11 protein-coding genes are annotated in these 15948 nt (G+C 61.5%); 3 read left to right on the plus strand and 8 right to left on the minus strand.

The annotated features are described in order from the left end of the window. Positions 1 to 122: 122 nt before the first annotated feature. The 5 genes from CKW37_RS06970 to CKW37_RS06995 all read right to left on the minus strand — a co-directional run bounded on the left by CKW37_RS06970 (position 123) and on the right by CKW37_RS06995 (position 5121). Positions 123 to 824, minus strand: coding sequence for an ABC transporter ATP-binding protein (locus CKW37_RS06970; protein ID WP_095154942.1), 702 nt, complete (start codon positions 822 to 824; stop codon positions 123 to 125). Beyond that, positions 825 to 1592 carry a high-affinity branched-chain amino acid ABC transporter ATP-binding protein LivG gene (livG, locus tag CKW37_RS06975; RefSeq protein WP_095154943.1) on the minus strand — a complete coding sequence of 256 codons (768 nt, stop codon included), beginning with the start codon at positions 1590 to 1592 and terminating at the stop codon, positions 825 to 827. Further along, the gene (locus tag CKW37_RS06980; RefSeq protein WP_095154944.1) at positions 1589 to 2845 is read right to left on the minus strand and encodes a high-affinity branched-chain amino acid ABC transporter permease LivM; all 1257 of its coding nucleotides are present in this window, start codon (positions 2843 to 2845) and stop codon (positions 1589 to 1591) included. The genes livG and CKW37_RS06980 overlap by 4 nt, the downstream gene beginning before the upstream one ends. Next, positions 2842 to 3765, minus strand: a complete 924-nt coding sequence (livH, locus tag CKW37_RS06985) for a high-affinity branched-chain amino acid ABC transporter permease LivH (protein ID WP_095154945.1) — start codon at positions 3763 to 3765, stop codon at positions 2842 to 2844. The genes CKW37_RS06980 and livH overlap by 4 nt, the downstream gene beginning before the upstream one ends. Positions 3766 to 3993: 228 nt before the next feature. Continuing rightward, positions 3994 to 5121, minus strand: a complete 1128-nt coding sequence (locus tag CKW37_RS06995) for a branched-chain amino acid ABC transporter substrate-binding protein (RefSeq protein WP_095154946.1) — start codon at positions 5119 to 5121, stop codon at positions 3994 to 3996. A gap of 369 nt (positions 5122 to 5490) precedes the next feature. On the opposite strand from CKW37_RS06995, the gene CKW37_RS07000 reads away from it, so the two are divergent. After that, positions 5491 to 5796 (plus strand): DUF2288 domain-containing protein, encoded by a 306-nt coding sequence (locus CKW37_RS07000; RefSeq protein WP_095154947.1) that lies wholly within the window; start codon positions 5491 to 5493, stop codon positions 5794 to 5796. Positions 5797 to 5986: 190 nt separating this feature from the next. Here the strand turns inward: CKW37_RS07000 and CKW37_RS07005 are convergent, their stop codons facing one another. Further along, positions 5987 to 8170, minus strand: a complete 2184-nt coding sequence (locus CKW37_RS07005; RefSeq protein WP_095154948.1) for a hypothetical protein — start codon at positions 8168 to 8170, stop codon at positions 5987 to 5989. A 195-nt stretch (positions 8171 to 8365) separates the two neighbouring features. On the opposite strand from CKW37_RS07005, the gene CKW37_RS07010 reads away from it, so the two are divergent. Continuing rightward, on the plus strand, positions 8366 to 9256 hold the full coding sequence (locus CKW37_RS07010; RefSeq protein WP_095154949.1) for an NAD(P)-dependent oxidoreductase: 891 nt from the start codon (positions 8366 to 8368) through the stop codon (positions 9254 to 9256). Here CKW37_RS07010 and CKW37_RS07015 read toward each other — a convergent pair. Beyond that, positions 9156 to 11414, minus strand: a complete 2259-nt coding sequence (locus tag CKW37_RS07015; protein WP_095154950.1) for an EAL domain-containing protein — start codon at positions 11412 to 11414, stop codon at positions 9156 to 9158. The two genes, CKW37_RS07010 and CKW37_RS07015, sit on opposite strands and share 101 nt — an antisense overlap. A 282-nt stretch (positions 11415 to 11696) precedes the next feature. On the opposite strand from CKW37_RS07015, the gene CKW37_RS07020 reads away from it, so the two are divergent. Further along, positions 11697 to 13052 (plus strand): MFS transporter, encoded by a 1356-nt coding sequence (locus CKW37_RS07020; protein WP_095154951.1) that lies wholly within the window; start codon positions 11697 to 11699, stop codon positions 13050 to 13052. Positions 13053 to 13082: 30 nt separating this feature from the next. Here CKW37_RS07020 and rapA read toward each other — a convergent pair whose 3' ends face one another. Continuing rightward, positions 13083 to 15929 (minus strand): RNA polymerase-associated protein RapA, encoded by a 2847-nt coding sequence (gene rapA, locus CKW37_RS07025; protein WP_095154952.1) that lies wholly within the window; start codon positions 15927 to 15929, stop codon positions 13083 to 13085. Between the last annotated feature and the right edge of the window lie 19 nt (positions 15930 to 15948).

The raw sequence follows: 15948 nt of genomic DNA on the forward strand, positions 1-15948 counted from the left end.
TCAACGGTACGCAGGGAGGCGTGGGATCACAAGTGAAGTTGAAACAGAAAATGCGCGAGTAGCTGGAAGGCCATCACTGCGGCTCGGCGGAGCGCCGAACCGCAGTGATGGGGCCTTGTGGATCAACCGCCCAGGTAAGCGTCGCGAACCTTCGGATCGGTCAACAGCGCTTCACCGGTGCCCTGCATCACTACCCGGCCGTTTTCCAGCACATAGGCGCGGTCAGCGATCTTCAGCGCCTGGTTGGCGTTCTGCTCCACCAGAAACACTGTCACGCCATCACGGCGCAGTTGTTCGATGATGTCGAAGATCTGCTGGATGATGATCGGCGCCAGGCCCAGCGATGGTTCGTCGAGCAACAGCAGCTTGGGCTTGCTCATCAGCGCACGGCCGATGGCCAGCATCTGCTGCTCGCCGCCGGACATGGTGCCGCCACGCTGGCTGAAGCGCTCCTTGAGGCGCGGGAACAGTTGCAGGACCTTGTCCATCTGCGCCTGGTAGTCGCCCTTGTCGGTGAAGAAACCGCCCATTGCCAGGTTTTCCTCGACGGTCAGTCGCGAGAACACCCGACGGCCTTCCGGCACTACGGCAATGCTCTTGCGCATGATGTGCGAGGAACTCTGGCCGACCAGTTCTTCACCCAGGTAACGGATGCTGCCGCTGTGGGCTTGCGGCGAACCGCAAAGGGTCATCAGCAGGGTCGACTTGCCGGCGCCGTTGGCCCCGATCAGGGTGACGATCTCGCCCTGGCGGATTTCCACGTTGACGTCGTGCAGCGCCTGGATCTTGCCGTAGAAGGTGGAAACGTTTTCGAACTGCAGCATTTACGCTTCCCCCAGGTAGGCTTTGATCACATCAGGGTTGTCACGGATTTGCTCCGGCGTGCCGTCGGCCAGCGGAGTGCCCTGGTTGATCACGACGATATGGTCGGAAATGCTCATGACCAGTTTCATGTCGTGCTCGATCAGCAGCACGGTGACGTTGTGGGACTCGCGCAGGTAGCCGATCAGTGCCTTGAGGTCGTCGGTTTCCTTCGGGTTGAGGCCGGCCGCAGGCTCGTCGAGCATGATGATCCGCGGTTGGGTCATCATGCAGCGGGCGATTTCCAGGCGGCGCTGCTGACCATAGGCCAGGGTGCCGGCGGTGCGGTTGGCAAACTCGGTCAGGTTGACCTTGTCCAGCCAGTACTGGGCCCGCTCCATCGCTTCCTTCTCGCTGCGGCGGAACGCCGGGGTCTTGAACAGGCCCGCGAAGAAGTTGGTGTTGAGGTGGCGGTGCTGGGCGATCAGCAGGTTTTCCAGCGCGGTCATTTCCTTGAACAGGCGTACGTTCTGGAAGGTCCGCACCACGCCCTTGCGGGCGATCTGGTGGCCGGCCAGGCCCTGGATCGGCTGGCCATCGAGCAGGATGGTGCCGCCGCTGGGCTTGTAGAAGCCGGTCAGGCAGTTGAACACGGTGGTCTTGCCGGCGCCGTTCGGGCCGATCAGGGCAACCACCTGTTTTTCCTTGACGGTGAGGGCGACGCCGTTGACCGCCAACAAGCCGCCGAAGCGCATGCTCAGGCCGCTGACTTTCAGAATTTCGCGGCTCATCGACGCAGCTCCATATGAGGACGTTGCATAGGCAGCAGGCCCTGCGGACGCCAGATCATCATCAATACCATCAGGGCGCCGAACATCAGCATGCGGTACTCGCTGAAGTCGCGCATCAGCTCAGGCAGCAGGATCATCACAATGGCCGCGAGAATCACGCCCAGTTGCGAGCCCATGCCACCGAGCACGACGATGGCGAGGATGATCGCCGATTCGATGAAGGTGAAGGATTCCGGTGTCACCAGACCTTGGCGGGCAGCGAAGAAGCTACCGGCGAAACCGGCGAAGCAGGCACCCAGGGTGAAGGCCGACAGCTTGATCACGGTCGGATTCAGGCCCAGCGCACGGCAGGCGATTTCGTCTTCACGCAGCGCTTCCCAGGCACGGCCGATCGGCATGCGCAGCAGGCGGTTGATGACGAACAGCGCCACCAGCGCCAGCAGCAGCGCTACCAGGTAGAGGAAGATCACCTTGTTGATCGAGTTGTATTCCAGCCCGAAGAACTCGTGGAAGGTCTGCATGCCTTCGGCGGCCTTGCGTTCGAACGTCAGGCCGAAGAAGGTTGGTTTCTCGATGTTGCTGATGCCGTTGGGGCCGCCGGTCCACTCGGTGAGGTTACGCAGGAACAGGCGGATGATCTCACCGAAGCCGAGGGTCACGATGGCCAGGTAGTCACCGCGCAGGCGCAGCACCGGGAAGCCCAGCAGGAAGCCGAAAGTGGCAGCCATCAGGCCGGCGATCGGCAGGCAGACCCAGAAGCTCAGGCCGAAGTAGTGCGACAGCATCGCGTAGCTGTAGGCGCCGACGGCGTAGAAGCCGACGTAACCCAGGTCAAGCAGGCCCGCCAGGCCGACCACGATGTTCAGGCCGAGGCCGAGCATGACGTAGATCAGGATCAGGGTGGCGATGTCGACCGCGCCGCGCGAGCCGAAGAACGGCCAGACCAGGGCGACCACGATCAGGCCGAGGATGATGTAGCGCTGGGTCTTCGGCAGGGTCAGGTAGTTGCTGACATTGGCGGGGATCAACGGACCGTCGCGACGGGACTTCATCGCCGCGCTCCATTGCTTGTCGAACAGCACGCGCAGGAACATCAGCACCGAGCACAGGGCGATGACACCGAGGGTGAAGGGACCCTGGCCATGCACTTCGAGGTTGATGCCGGCAATGCTGAGCTTCAGGCCCAGTACCGGGAATGCCACGGCCCAGACCAGCAGGGCGCTGAAAAACGCCGATTTGAGATGTCTGTTCATACTTTCTCAACCTCCGGACGGCCCAGGATGCCAGTCGGCCGGAACAACAGAACGAGAACCAGCAGGCCGAACGCCACGACGTCCTTGTACTGGTCGCCGAAGATGTCAGCGCCGAAGGCTTCGGCCACACCCAGCACCAGGCCACCGAGCATGGCGCCCGGAATACTGCCGATGCCGCCGAGGACTGCCGCGGTGAAGGCTTTCAGGCCCACCAGGAAGCCGGCGTTGGGGTTGATCACGCCATATTGCATGCTCAGCAATACGGCCGCGACGGCCGCCAGCGCGGCGCCGATGACGAAGGTCAGGGCGATGATGTTGTTGGTGTTGATACCCAACAGGTTGGCCATCTTGATGTCTTCGGCGCAGGCCCGGCAGGCCCGGCCCAGACGGGAGCGGGAGATGAACAGGGTCAGGCCGGTCATGGCGATCAGGGTGACCACGAAGACCAGGATCTGCATGTAGGAAATCAGGACTTCTTCCGCGCCGCCCGGGCCGAAGGAGATGCTCCCCGGGATCAGGTTGGGAATGGACTTGTCCTTGGAATCCTGGGAAAGCAGTACGGTGTTCTGCAGGAAAATCGACATGCCGATGGCGGAAATCAGCGGGATCAGGCGGTTGCTGTTACGCAACGGCCGGTAGGCGACCCGTTCGATACTGTAGCCATAAGCACTGGTAACGAGGATCGTCGCGACAAACGCGGCGGTCATCAGCAACGGCAGTGAGTGGATACCCATCATGGCCAGTCCGGCAAGGACGATGAAGGCCACGTAGGAACCAATCATGTACACCTCGCCATGGGCGAAGTTGATCATTCCAATGATGCCGTAAACCATTGTGTAGCCAATGGCTATCAAGGCATAGGTGCTGCCAATGGTCAGGCCATTAACAAGCTGTTGGAAGAAGTGATAGATCTCAGGCATTACAGCGCTCCTAAAAACCTGATACGCATTTCTCTGGTGGGTTTGTACCCGGCACGGCCTTGTGGTCTATAGCCACTTCGACGCGCGCAACTGCCAGGGAACCGCTGGTGACGGTTTTAAGATTTTCAGGTGAACCCGATCCCGGATCGCGGGAAACAGGTCCATGAACCTCGTAAAACAAAGCCCACTGCTCGCACAGTGGGCTTTTCGGTCATGTATCAAACAGTGTTACTGAGGGGAAACTTCGGTTTTCGGTTTGCCGAAATGCCATTCGTAGACCACGAATTTGAAGTCCTTCAGGTCGCCCTTGGCGTCGTACGACAGGTCGCCGGTCGGAGTCTTGAAGGTGCCGGCGTGGATGGCGGCTGCCACCTTGTCGGTGTCTTCGCTCTTGGCTGCCTTGATGCCTTCGGCGATCAGCTCGACTGCGGAGTAGGCCGGGAATACGAACGGACCGCTTGGATCCTTGCCGTCAGCCTTGATGGCATCGGAGATCGCCTTGTTCGCAGGGTCGGTGTCGAAGGACTTCGGCAGGGTCACCAGCAGGCCTTCGGAGGCGTTCTGGGCGATTTGCGAGATGGAGTCGTTGCCGACGCCTTCCGGACCCATGAACTTGGCTTTCAGGCCTTTTTCCTGGGCTTGGCGCAGGATCAGGCCCAGCTCTGGGTGGTAGCCGCCGTAGTAGACGAAGTCGACGTTGTTTTGCTTGAGCTTCTGGATGATCGAGGAGAAGTCCTTGTCACCGGCGTTCAGGCCTTCGAAGACGGCAACCTTGGTGCCTTTCTTCTCCAGGGTTTCCTTGACCGCGGTGGCGATGCCTTCACCGTACTGTTGCTTGTCGTGCAGGACTGCGACGACTTTCGGCTTGACGTGATCGGCGATGTAGTTGCCGGCGGCCGGGCCCTGGGCGCTGTCCAGACCGATGGTGCGGAAGATCAGCTTGTAGCCACGAGCGGTGATTTCCGGGCTGGTAGCGGCCGGGGTAATCATGATCACGCCTTCGTCTTCATAGATGTCGGACGCTGGCTGGGTGGAGCTGGAGCAGAGGTGACCGATCACGTACTTGACGCCATCGTTGACCACTTTGTTGGCAACGGCCACGGCTTGTTTAGGGTCGCAAGCGTCGTCGTACTCCTTGGCTTCGAGCATCTTGCCATCGACGCCGCCCTTGGCGTTGATGTCTTTGATGGCCTGTTTTGCACCGAGGAACTGCATGTCACCGTATTGAGTGACCGGACCGGTTTTCGGGCCGGCGATGCCGATCTTGATGGTATCGGCTGCAAACGAATGGCTGGCGACGCCGGCCAGAACCATTGCGGCAAACAACTTGGAAATTTGCTTGGTAGCCTTACTCATAGTGCTCCACTCATTCTGTTGTAATTTTTATAGTCCTAAGCGCCAAGGCAGAGGACCTGACCAGATCCCGGTGCGGCTACGCCGTACCGCGAGCCTGATCTTCCGGAATCGCCCCCGGTGAATGCCCTGGCAACTGTACCGGTACAGTGTAGAGCGCTGCTTCCTCGCTTGAAAAGCAGGCGCGCCGAGGCAAAAACCGAGGGTGTCGCCTGATCGACATAAAGTTACAAAAAAGCGTCTTTTATTGTTCCGGTATTGCCCGGAAAGACTTGGCTTTGCTGTATCCGCCGATCAATTACTTATTTGAAACTGGGTTTTTCTGCAAAAATACCGGGCTTTATTCAAGCCGGATTATTTTTGGTGGAACCCATGACTGATGAACCAAGCACCCTCTATGCCAAATTGCTCGGTGAGACGGCGGTAATCGAGTGGAAAGCCTTGGAGCGTTTTTGGGCGAAGGGTGACCTGATTTGGGTCGAGCCTACCGTCGACCTGATCGAAGTCGCACAGGCAATGGCCGAGAATCGTGCCGAAAGCGTGGCTTTGTGGCGCAATGCTGGCACCGTCGGCGCGGTCACCGCCGAGCAGGCCCTTGACCTTCAGAGCCGCGATCCAGAGATATGGGCGGTGGTGGTTTCGCCGTTCATCCTGATTCAGGAACGCAAATCCGCCTGATCGCGAGCTGAATTGGTGCGTGAAAACGCACAGCGAGTCCATTTTGGTGCGCGAGCCTGTTCAGGCAAGGTGACCGTTGGTAACAGTCCTGCCGCATCACAGGCGGGCGGTAACAGTCACCAGCCTTGAAACAGGGCAAATACAAAACGGGGCGCCTTTATGGGCGCCCCGTTTTTGTTTTCCCGCCGACTCAGTAGTCGACTTTACCGGTGTGGTAATTGAGCGAAATGACTTTGGTCTTGCCAATCCGGTGGCGGTAAATCTCGCGCAGATACTTCACGGCTTTCTTCACGCACTCCCGCGACAGGCGAATATCGTTGATCGAGACGAACTTGCTCTTGTCGTTGATCAACTCGCGATATTTCTTCTCGTACATTGGTTTGATCGCGTACCAGTTGGTATCGAGGATCTTCGCCGGGTTCTCGAATTCGTTGAGCAATTCGTCGATCCGTTCCTCTTCGAATTCCTCCTGGGTGATGAAGTCGAGGATCGCGTTATCCAGGGTTTCATCGAAGCGGTAGGGCGCGCGGGCGAAGCAGCGCTTGATGAACGCCACGATCAGGGTCAGGAAGTCGTCCGACAGGCACGGGCTCTTGGCGATCAGCGTGGTCAGCGACAGGTTGGCCGAAGCGCCGATCACCAGCGCGTAACGCTTGAGGGTGGTGTTGGGGAACAGGCTGTTGAGGTGGGTCTTGAGCCGGTTCAGGTCCATGTAGGACAGCTTGTAGTCCTTGGGCAGCGAAACGATCGACACCACCGACGAGCAGTTCTTGAAGAAGTGCAGGTCATGCAGCGCCGCGGCGTCGCAGCCTGAATTACGGTACTGCTCCAGGGCCGCGCGATAGCGTTTAGACTCGATCGGCAGCAGGCTGATGCCTTCGATGGCCTGGGTGTCTTTGTTGAAGTGCGGCAGGTCGATGGAGCGGAAGAACAGGTCGTCGATGTCGAGTCGCGGTTGTTCCTTCTCGAACACCTTGAAACCCTTCTCGGAACTCTGGCCCTGGGTTTCCGGCACTACCGATTCGGCGTAGGCGATGGCCACCGGGCCGGCCAGGCTCATGAACAGGTCGTTGGCGTCGAGGCGGATGGTTTCGCCGATGTCGATGCCGGCGCGACGGAAGTAGTTCTGGTCGTAGTCGGTGGTCACCGCCTGGGCGGTGAGGATGTTGAAGATTTGCTGGGAGATGTACTGGTTGGCGTGCTTCTCCATCGCGTTGACGTCGATGTTCTGGATGTTGCCGTCATCGCTTTCTTCGGCGTAGCGCATGATGTCGTTGGAGATCAGCATCATCGCGTTCCACGGGCGAATGCGGCCCATGACGCTGGCTTCGCTGCTGTCTTCGTTATCGAAGTTGTACGAGAAGTCCCATTCTTCCGACAGGTATTTGCACAGTAGTCGACCGGCGTTGATGTGCAGCGCCTCGGACATTTCACTGCGATGGTCGGAAATGTTCGGCAGCACGCAGATGCCGCTGGTGAAGATTGGCTCGAAGACGAACGAGTGCCCGGACTCGCCGTCTTGCTCGTCGGCCGGCTTGGTGTCGAAGGTCTTGTTCATGTACGAGAACTGCTGGGCCAGGCCGAACTCCGAGGCCATGCCCGAGCCGGTACCGCCGCCGGCGCTGAAAATGTAGAAGTACAGCCGCGACTGGTTGGCCTTGATCCCGCAGGAATCGATCAGGTACGAGTGGATCAGCTTCCAGTCGGCGCTGGAGAAACGGTGGGTTTCCTTGTTGAGGATGATCTTCGCCAGGTACTGGCCGAGGATCGGCGCGTTACCGGCGCCGCCGGCATGGACTTCGGAGAGGTCCATGATTTTCATTTTGCTGTAGTCGCGCAGGAAGCCGCTTTTCTCGCCTTTGCGCGAGAAACGGATGCGTCCGGCGATGTCCTTGTCCAGATCGCCAAGCATGACCAGCGGTTCGACCAGGAACACCGGCTTGGCGCTCTTGGCCTGGACCAGGCGCAGGTTGTTGCGGATCCAGCGCGCCGGGTTATAGCTCGGGTCGGTGCCGGTGCGTTCGTCGTTGTTGAATTCGTTGAGGTAGAACGTGCGGGCGTTGTAGACCAGCTCGGCGACATCCAGGGCGATGTTCGAGCCGCAGCGGCCAAGGCCAATGAGACAAACCGAGGGGAATTGCTGGTCCAGCCGCAACTGGCTGTCGTCTTCGACATGCAGGCTCGGCGGGAACACCAGATCGCGCAGGCCGTCGAGGTTGTCGAGGATGCGCTGGGTGTCTGGTTCGGTGAAGTAGAGGTATTGCTGTGGCGTCAGGGTGGGCTGGTTGTAATAGCTGCGGGCCCCGTAATTGGAGGGCGCGGTGGCTGCAAGCAGCTCGGAAATCACGTTGGCTGGAGTATTCTTGGAGGTCATTTTGCGCCGTTTGCCTGGGAGGGTGGCAGTGAAACAGTCGATATCATTCAGCCATCCCTGGATAAGTTTCGCGACTGTATCAGCGCGTCTCTGGCGTACGCGATCAGGTTTTACCCTATAAACCCTAGGGGTTTTCCCTCGTACCCCTTCTGAATCGTCCAAGTCGTCAACTTCTTTAATTGTCTGGAGCTGTAGATGAGCAATCCAATGCCGTTGTCCCTGGGCTTTGCCGGTATCGGTCTGATGGGCCTGCCCATGTGCCGACGCCTGTTGGCTGCGGGTTTTTCGCTGACTGTGTGGAACCGCTCGCCGGATAAATGCGCACCGTTGGTGGCCGCCGGAGCCCGGCAAGTGGCGACGCCGGCCGAGCTGTGCGAGGCGGCGGATGTGGTGATGCTGTGCCTGGCGGACACTTCGGTGGTGCATGACGTGGTGTTCGGTGCCGAGGGCATCGCCAGCACGGCGAAGGCCGGACAGTTGCTGGTGGACTTCTCCAGCCTGGAACCGACCGCCACCCGCGAAATGGCCGCGCGGCTAAAGGCCGCCAGCGGCATGAGCTGGCTGGATACGCCGGTATCCGGCGGCACCCCGGGCGCTGGGGCCGGCACTTTGGCGATCATGGTTGGCGGTGAGGCGGACGACCTGGCACGGGTGCGCCCGGCCTTGCTGTCACTGGGTCAGCGGGTGACGCATATGGGTGGGGTAGGGGCGGGGCAAGTGACCAAGGCCTGCAACCAGATGATCGTGGCCTGCAACGCGCTGGTAATTGCCGAAGTAGTGGCCTTGGCCGAGCAGTCCGGGGTCGATGCCAGCCTGATCGCCGAAGCCCTGGCCGGTGGCTTCGCCGACTCGAAACCCTTGCAGATCCTTGCGCCGCAAATGGCCGAAAGCCGTTTCGAACCGGTGAAATGGCATGTACGGACCTTGCTCAAGGACCTCGATACCGCCGTTAAATTCTCCCGTGAGCAGGGCTCGGCAACCCCGGTCAGCGGACTGGCCGCGCAGTTGATGCGCCTGCATGGCGCTCAGGGCTATCTGGAAAAAGATCCCGCGACGCTGATTGATCTGTATCGCAGCAAGCCATAAGCCGTTCTTCGCGATGGTTGAGCTCGTTGAGCACATCGCGCAGCGCTTCCAGCGGCACCGGTCGGCTGAGCAGGTAACCCTGAATGGCATCGCACTCCAGTTGCCGGAGGAACTCGTACTGTTCCTCGGTCTCCACACCCTCGGTGATCACCTTCAGGTGCAGGGTGTGGGCCATGACCATGATCGCCTGGACGATGTCCTTGTCCGCCCGCGAGCGCGGCACATCCTGGATGAACGAACGGTCGATCTTCAGCGTGTCCAGCGGCAGGCGCTTGAGATAGGCCAGCGATGAATAGCCGGTGCCGAAGTCATCGATGGACAGCGACACGCCCTGCTCGCGGATGCGCCGCAGCAGGGCGATGGTGCTGTGGATATTGGCCATCAAGGCGTTTTCGGTTACCTCCAGCTCCAGGCGCCAGGCCGGCAGACCGGCACCGAGCAGGGCTTCCTGGACTTCGTTGGCCAGTTCATCGCGGCCCAAGGTGAGGGCGGAGCAATTGACCGTCACTTTCAGATCACCGAAGCCGTGCTGGCTCAGTTCGGCCAGGTCCAGGCATGCCCGGCGCATCACCCACAAGTCCAGATCGGCGATCAGGCCGTTGGTTTCGGCGATGCCGATGAAACGGTCGGGGCTGAGCAGGCCATGTTGCGGATGCTGCCAGCGAATCAGCGCTTCGAGCTTGGTCACCCGGCCACTGGCCAGTTCGTAGATCGGCTGGTAGTGAATGCGCAGGCCGCGCTCTTCCAGCAGGGCGATGCGCAGTTCTTCCTCCAGTTGCAGCTCCAGGGTGGCGCGGGTCTTGAGGTTGTCGCTGAAGAAATTGAGCTTGTTGCGCCCACTGCCTTTGGATTGATAGAGCGCAAGGTCGGCGTGCTTGAGCAACTCGTCGCAACTGCCGCCGTCGTCCGGGAACAGGCTGATGCCGATGCTGGTGGTCATGACCATGCGCCGCCCGGCCAGGTCGATCGGCTCGCGGACCTTCTGCAGGATGCGCTGGGCAAGGCCGCGGGCTTCGTCCGGGCTTTTCAGGTTGAAGAGGATGCAGAACTCGTCGCCGCCGAGCCGCGCCACCACGTCCTGGTTACGGGTCGCGGCCTTGATCAGGTTGGCGATGGCCTTGAGCAACTGGTCGCCGGCGTCGTGGCCGAGGCTGTCGTTGATGCGCTTGAAATGGTCGATGTCGAGGAACATCACCCCGAGCATGCCGCCGATCTGGCTTTGCTCGGCCAGGCGCTCGGCGAAAATCTGGTTGAAGCCGCGGCGGTTGATCAGGTTGGTCAGGGCGTCGTAGTGCGCGGCCTGTTGCAGCGAAACCCTGGCCTGGTCGAGCTGGCTCAGCAGGGTGTTGACCCGCTGCAGGTCCTGCTCCTTGCTTTGCAGCTTCTTGTCCGACAGCGCCGCACTGATGCAGCTGCCGCTGATCAGCAGGGTGATCACGGCGATGGTCAGGCTCAGTTGCAGGCTGTTGTCGCTCAGGGCCATCTGCGTGCTGGTGCCGTCGGGCAGGGTCAGGCTCAGGGCGCACATGCCGGTGTAATGGGTGGCGATGATGCCCCCGGCCATGACCACGGCGGCGCTGTACTTGAACAGTTGCGGGCGGGAGCTGTTGCCACCACGCAGGTAGCGGGCCATCAACAGCGGCAGAAGCGCGGCGATCAGGGCGACGATCACCGACACCAGCACCAGTGCGGGGTTGTAGTGCTGCAAGGCGTTGGAGCGCATGGCGGCCATGCCGGTGTAGTGCATGATCGCTACCCCGGCAGCGACGCACAGCGCGGCGAGGCAGTAATGGCGGGTGCGTGGCTGGGGCTGGCCGAGGATGTTCATGGCGCAGAGGGCGGCGGACAGCATGATCAGCAGCGAAACGCCGGTCAGGAACATGTCGTAGTGGACTTCCAGCGTCGTTTCGAAAGCCAGCATACCGATGTAGTGCATGGCCCACACGCTGCAGGCCAGACAGCAGGCGCCCAGTATCTTCCAGCGTCGTCGGGCTGCAGCGTGTTCGCTGTCGCCGATGCGTTCGATGATATCGAGGGTGGCGAAGCTGCCCGCGCACATCACCAGATAGGCGAGCAGGATCAGGTAGGGGTTATGGCGTACAGCCAGAGCAAAATGGCCCGCCGGATGATCGGCAAGCAGCATGTGCAGCCATTCCATAGCGTGCCTCCCAGTTCAGCCGAGTTCGCACTCGTCCCCACACCGCCTGGAGACTCTTTTCTTTTGCTGAGTATAGAAAGACCGCGCTGAGGCATCGGGATTAATGGCAGATTGATTTCAATGAATTGGCAATCACTTCCATAGCCAACGGTTCTAATGGCGCAAATGGTTACAATTACCCGCCATCAAGCTCATCGATGATGGCAGACAGCCTTGAGATTGCCCTCTAGATTTTGTCCGGCGTAGTGGCGCGCACTGACAAAAACAAGAGGGATCTGACTGATGCATACCCCCACCCAAGCGGCCAATGCCTGGCGCATTCTGTTCCTGTTGTTCCTGGCGAACCTGTTCAACTTTTTCGACCGCACCATTCCCGCCATCGTCATCGAGCCGATCCGCCTGGAATGGCACCTCAGCGACTTGCAGATCGGCTTGATCGGCACCGCATTCACCTTGGTGTACGCCATCGCCGGCCTACCGTTGGGACGCCTGGCCGATACCGGTTCACGCAGCAAAGTGATGGGCTGGGGCCTGGCGGTCTGGAGCGGACTGACTGCAGTGAACGGCATGGTTGGCAGTTTCTGGACGTTCCTGCTGGTGCGCATGGGCGTTGGTGTGGGCGAGGCCAGCTATGCGCCCGCAGCCAACTCGCTGATCGGTGACCTGTTTCCCGCCGAGCGCCGCTCCCGGGCCATGGGTATCTTCATGCTCGGGCTGCCGCTGGGCCTGTTGCTGGCTTTCTTCACCATCGGGGCGATGGTCCAGGCCTTTGGTAGCTGGCGCGCGCCGTTCTTCATTGCTGCGGTGCCCGGGGTGATCCTGGCGCTGTTCATGTTCATGATTCGCGAACCGGCGCGGGGCGCGGCGGAAGCCGTTGCCTCGTCCCAGACGCCGCTGGACCGCCCGCTGCGCCGGGTCTTGAGCATTCCCACCTTCGGCTGGCTGGTGTTGGCCGGGCTGAGCTACAACTTTGCCACTTACGCCTGCAACTCGTTCATGGTGCCGATGTTGCAGCGCTACTTCCTGCTGTCGTTGCAGCAGGCGGCGGTGGCGACCGGGGTGATCGTTGGTGTGACCGGGCTGTTTGGCCTGACCCTCGGCGGCTGGGTTGCCGACAAGATCCACCAGCGCATGCCCGCCGGACGCTTGCTGTTCGGCGCGTTCAGCATGCTGGTGGCCACGCTGGGAACGGGCTGGGCGCTGTATGCCGGGCGGGTGGAGATCGGCGTATTCGTTGCGATGTTCGGCGTGGGTTGGCTGTTTGCCTACAACTTCTACACCTGCGTCTACACCGCGATTCAGGACGTGGTCCAGCCGCGCCTGCGGGCGACGGCGATGGCGTTGTTCTTCGCCGGGCTGTACCTGCTGGGTGGTGGCTTGGGGCCGGTGGTGGTGGGATCGCTGTCGGATCACTACGCCAAAGTGGCGATGGCGGAGGCGGGGGCGCTGGAAATGAGCGAGGCGTTCAAGGCCGTGGGTCTGCATGACGCCATGGGGCTGATTCCGGTGGCCTTGCTGTTTACGTTGGTGTTTCTGCTGTTTGCGGCGCGGAGTTTCAGTCGCGATGCGCAGAAGATGAAGGCGGGGATGTTGGAGGAAGCTGAAGGGCTTGGCGGCAAGGCCGCCGAAGCGGTGTGATATTGGGGCCGCATTGCGGCCCCAATGGTTTCAGCCGGCGACGAGAACCCGAATCGCCTCAAGCCGCAGCGCTGCCTTGTCCAGCATCGCCAGGCCATCTTCCCGCTGCTTGCGCAGCGCGTCGATTTCGCTGTCGCGCACGGTTGGGTTGACCGCTTGCAGCGCGGTCAGGCGTGCCAGCTCTTCTTCGGTTTCCGCAGCCAGGCGGCGTTGCGCTTCGGCTACGCGCTCGTTGTGGCGCGGCTGGATCTTGGTTTCGCCGGCGTTGATCCGTGGCGTCAGCACATCGCGCTGGGCCTGGATGAACTTGTTGGCGCTGGCCTTAGGCACGCTTTCGAGCTGGTCGTTGAGGGTTTCGAACGACACCCGCGAAGCCAGGTCGTTGCCGTTGGCATCGAGCAGGCAGCGCAGCGCCGCCGGCGGCAGGTAACGGCCCAGTTGCAGCGCGCGCGGGGCAACCACTTCGCTGACATAGAGCAGTTCCAGCAGCACGGTGCCGGGTTTGAGCGCCTTGTTCTTGATCAGCGCGACGGCGGTGTTGCCCATCGAGCCGCTCAGGACCAGGTCCATGCCGCCTTGCACCATCGGGTGTTCCCAGGTGATGAACTGCATGTCCTCGCGGGACAGCGCCTGGTCACGGTCGTAGGTGATGGTCACGCCTTCGTCGTCGCCCAGCGGGAAGCTGGCGTCGAGCATTTTTTCGCTCGGTTTGAGGATCAGGGCGTTTTCCGAATGGTCCTCGCTGTCGATGCCGAAGGCGTCGAACAGGGTTTCCATGTAGATCGGCAGGGTGAACTGGTCGTCCTGTTCAAGGATCGCCTCCACCAGGTCCTGGCCTTCGCCGGCACCGCCGGAATTCAGTTCAAGCAGGCGGTCGCGGCCGCTGTGCAGTTCCGTTTCCAGGCGTTCACGCTCGCCGCGCGCTTCGTCGATCAGGGCTTTCCACTGGTCGTCGTCGCTGTCTTCCAGCAGCGGTAGCAGGCGCGGGCCGAACTGATGCTGCAGGGCGTTGCCGGTCGGGCAGGTGGCGAGGAAGGCGTTCAGCGCCTGGTCGTACCACTGGAACAGGCGTTCCTGCGGGCTGTTCTGCAGGTGCGGAACATGCAGCTCGATGGTGTGTTTCTGGCCGATCCGGTCCAGACGACCGATGCGCTGCTCCAGTAGGTCCGGGTGGGCCGGCAGGTCGAACAGCACCAGGTGATGGGAGAACTGGAAGTTGCGGCCTTCGCTGCCGATTTCCGAACAGATCAGCACTTGCGCGCCGAATTCTTCGTCGGCGAAGTAGGCCGCGGCGCGGTCGCGCTCAAGGATGCTCATGCCTTCGTGGAACACCGTGGCCGGGATGCCGGAACGCACGCGCAGGGCGTCTTCCAGGTCCATGGCGGTTTCGGCGTGGGCGCAGATGACCAGCACCTTGACCCGCTTGAGCATCTTCAGGGTGTCGATCAGCCAGTCGACCCGCGGGTCGAAACGCCACCAACGGTTTTCTTCATCGCTGTCGCCCTGGGCCTGGAAGCTGACTTCCGGGTAGAGGTCGGCGTGCTCGCCAACCGGCAGCTCCATGTACTGATCGGGGCACGGCAGCGGATAGGCGTGCAACTGGCGCTGCGGGAACCCCTGGACGGCGGCGCGGGTGTTGCGGAACAGCACGCGGCCGGTGCCATGGCGGTCGAGCAGCTCGCGAATCAGACGAGCGCTGGCCTCGGTGTCGCCATCGTTGACGGCTGCCAGCAGGGCTTCGCCCTCGGCACCGAGGAAACCCTGGATGGTGGCGTGGGCCTTGGGCGACAGGCGGCCTTCGTCGAGCAGTTCCTGCACCGCCTCGGCGACCGGGCGATAGTGCTCGCTCTCGGCGCGGAACGCGGCCAGGTCGTGGAAACGGTTCGGGTCGAGCAGGCGCAAGCGAGCGAAGTGGCTGTCCTGACCGAGTTGTTCCGGGGTTGCGGTGAGCAGCAGCACGCCGGGGATGACCTCGGCCAGTTGCTCGACCAGCGCGTATTCCGGGCTGGCGTTTTCTTCGTGCCAGACCAGGTGGTGCGCCTCGTCGACCACCAGCAGGTCCCAGCCGGCGGCGAACAGTGCGTCCTGGGCTTTCTCGTCCTCGACCAGCCATTCCAGCGCGACCAGCGCCAGTTGGGCGTCTTCGAACGGGTTGCTGGCGTCGCTTTCAATGAAGCGCTCGGCATCGAACAGCGCGACTTCCAGGTTGAAGCGTCGGCGCATTTCCACCAGCCACTGGTGCTGGAGGTTTTCCGGGACGAGGATCAGCACACGGTTGGCGCGGCCGGACAGCAGTTGGCGGTGGATCACCAGGCCGGCTTCGATGGTCTTGCCCAGGCCCACTTCGTCCGCCAGCAATACCCGCGGGGCGATACGGTCGGCCACTTCACGGGCAATGTGCAACTGGTGCGCGATCGGTTGGGCGCGCACGCCACCCAGGCCCCAGAGCGACGATTGCAACTGGCGGCTGGTGTGCTCGAGAGTGTTGTAGCGCAGGGAGAACCACGGCAGCGGGTCGATCTGCCCGGCGAACAGGCGGTCGCTGGCCAGGCGGAACTGGATGAAGTTCGACAGTTGGGTTTCCGGCAGGGTGCACGCCTCGTTCTGTGCGTTGAGGCCGTGATAGACCAGCAGCCCATCGATCACTTCGACTTCGCGGACGGTCAGTTTCCAACCTTCGAAGTGAGTGATCTGGTCGCCTGGAGAGAAACGCACCCGGGTCAGGGGGGCGTTGCGCAGTGAGTACTGGCGAGTGTCGCCAGTGGCCGGATAGAGCACGGTCAACAAGCGACCATCCTGTGCGAGGACGGTACCCAGACCCAGCTCGGCTTCGCTGTCGCTGATCCAGCGTTGCCCCGGTTGATACTGCTGCACCATACTGCCTGACTCCCGCCAT

This window comes from Pseudomonas sp. Irchel 3E13 (assembly GCF_900187455.1).
In the GTDB taxonomy this organism is placed as follows: domain Bacteria; phylum Pseudomonadota; class Gammaproteobacteria; order Pseudomonadales; family Pseudomonadaceae; genus Aquipseudomonas.

Excerpts from the sequence above, each read along its gene's own strand:
- rapA (WP_095154952.1), bottom strand. The coding sequence starts at position 15,929 with ATGGTGCAGCAGTATCAACCGGGGCAACGCTGGATCAGCGACAGCGAA.
- CKW37_RS07005 (WP_095154948.1), bottom strand. The coding sequence starts at position 8,170 with ATGACCTCCAAGAATACTCCAGCCAACGTGATTTCCGAGCTGCTTGCA.
- CKW37_RS07000 (WP_095154947.1), top strand. The coding sequence starts at position 5,491 with ATGACTGATGAACCAAGCACCCTCTATGCCAAATTGCTCGGTGAGACG.
- CKW37_RS07020 (WP_095154951.1), top strand. The coding sequence starts at position 11,697 with ATGCATACCCCCACCCAAGCGGCCAATGCCTGGCGCATTCTGTTCCTG.
- CKW37_RS06995 (WP_095154946.1), bottom strand. The coding sequence starts at position 5,121 with ATGAGTAAGGCTACCAAGCAAATTTCCAAGTTGTTTGCCGCAATGGTT.
- CKW37_RS06980 (WP_095154944.1), bottom strand. The coding sequence starts at position 2,845 with ATGAACAGACATCTCAAATCGGCGTTTTTCAGCGCCCTGCTGGTCTGG.
- CKW37_RS06970 (WP_095154942.1), bottom strand. The coding sequence starts at position 824 with ATGCTGCAGTTCGAAAACGTTTCCACCTTCTACGGCAAGATCCAGGCG.
- livG (WP_095154943.1), bottom strand. The coding sequence starts at position 1,592 with ATGAGCCGCGAAATTCTGAAAGTCAGCGGCCTGAGCATGCGCTTCGGC.
- CKW37_RS07010 (WP_095154949.1), top strand. The coding sequence starts at position 8,366 with ATGAGCAATCCAATGCCGTTGTCCCTGGGCTTTGCCGGTATCGGTCTG.
- CKW37_RS07015 (WP_095154950.1), bottom strand. The coding sequence starts at position 11,414 with ATGGAATGGCTGCACATGCTGCTTGCCGATCATCCGGCGGGCCATTTT.
- livH (WP_095154945.1), bottom strand. The coding sequence starts at position 3,765 with ATGCCTGAGATCTATCACTTCTTCCAACAGCTTGTTAATGGCCTGACC.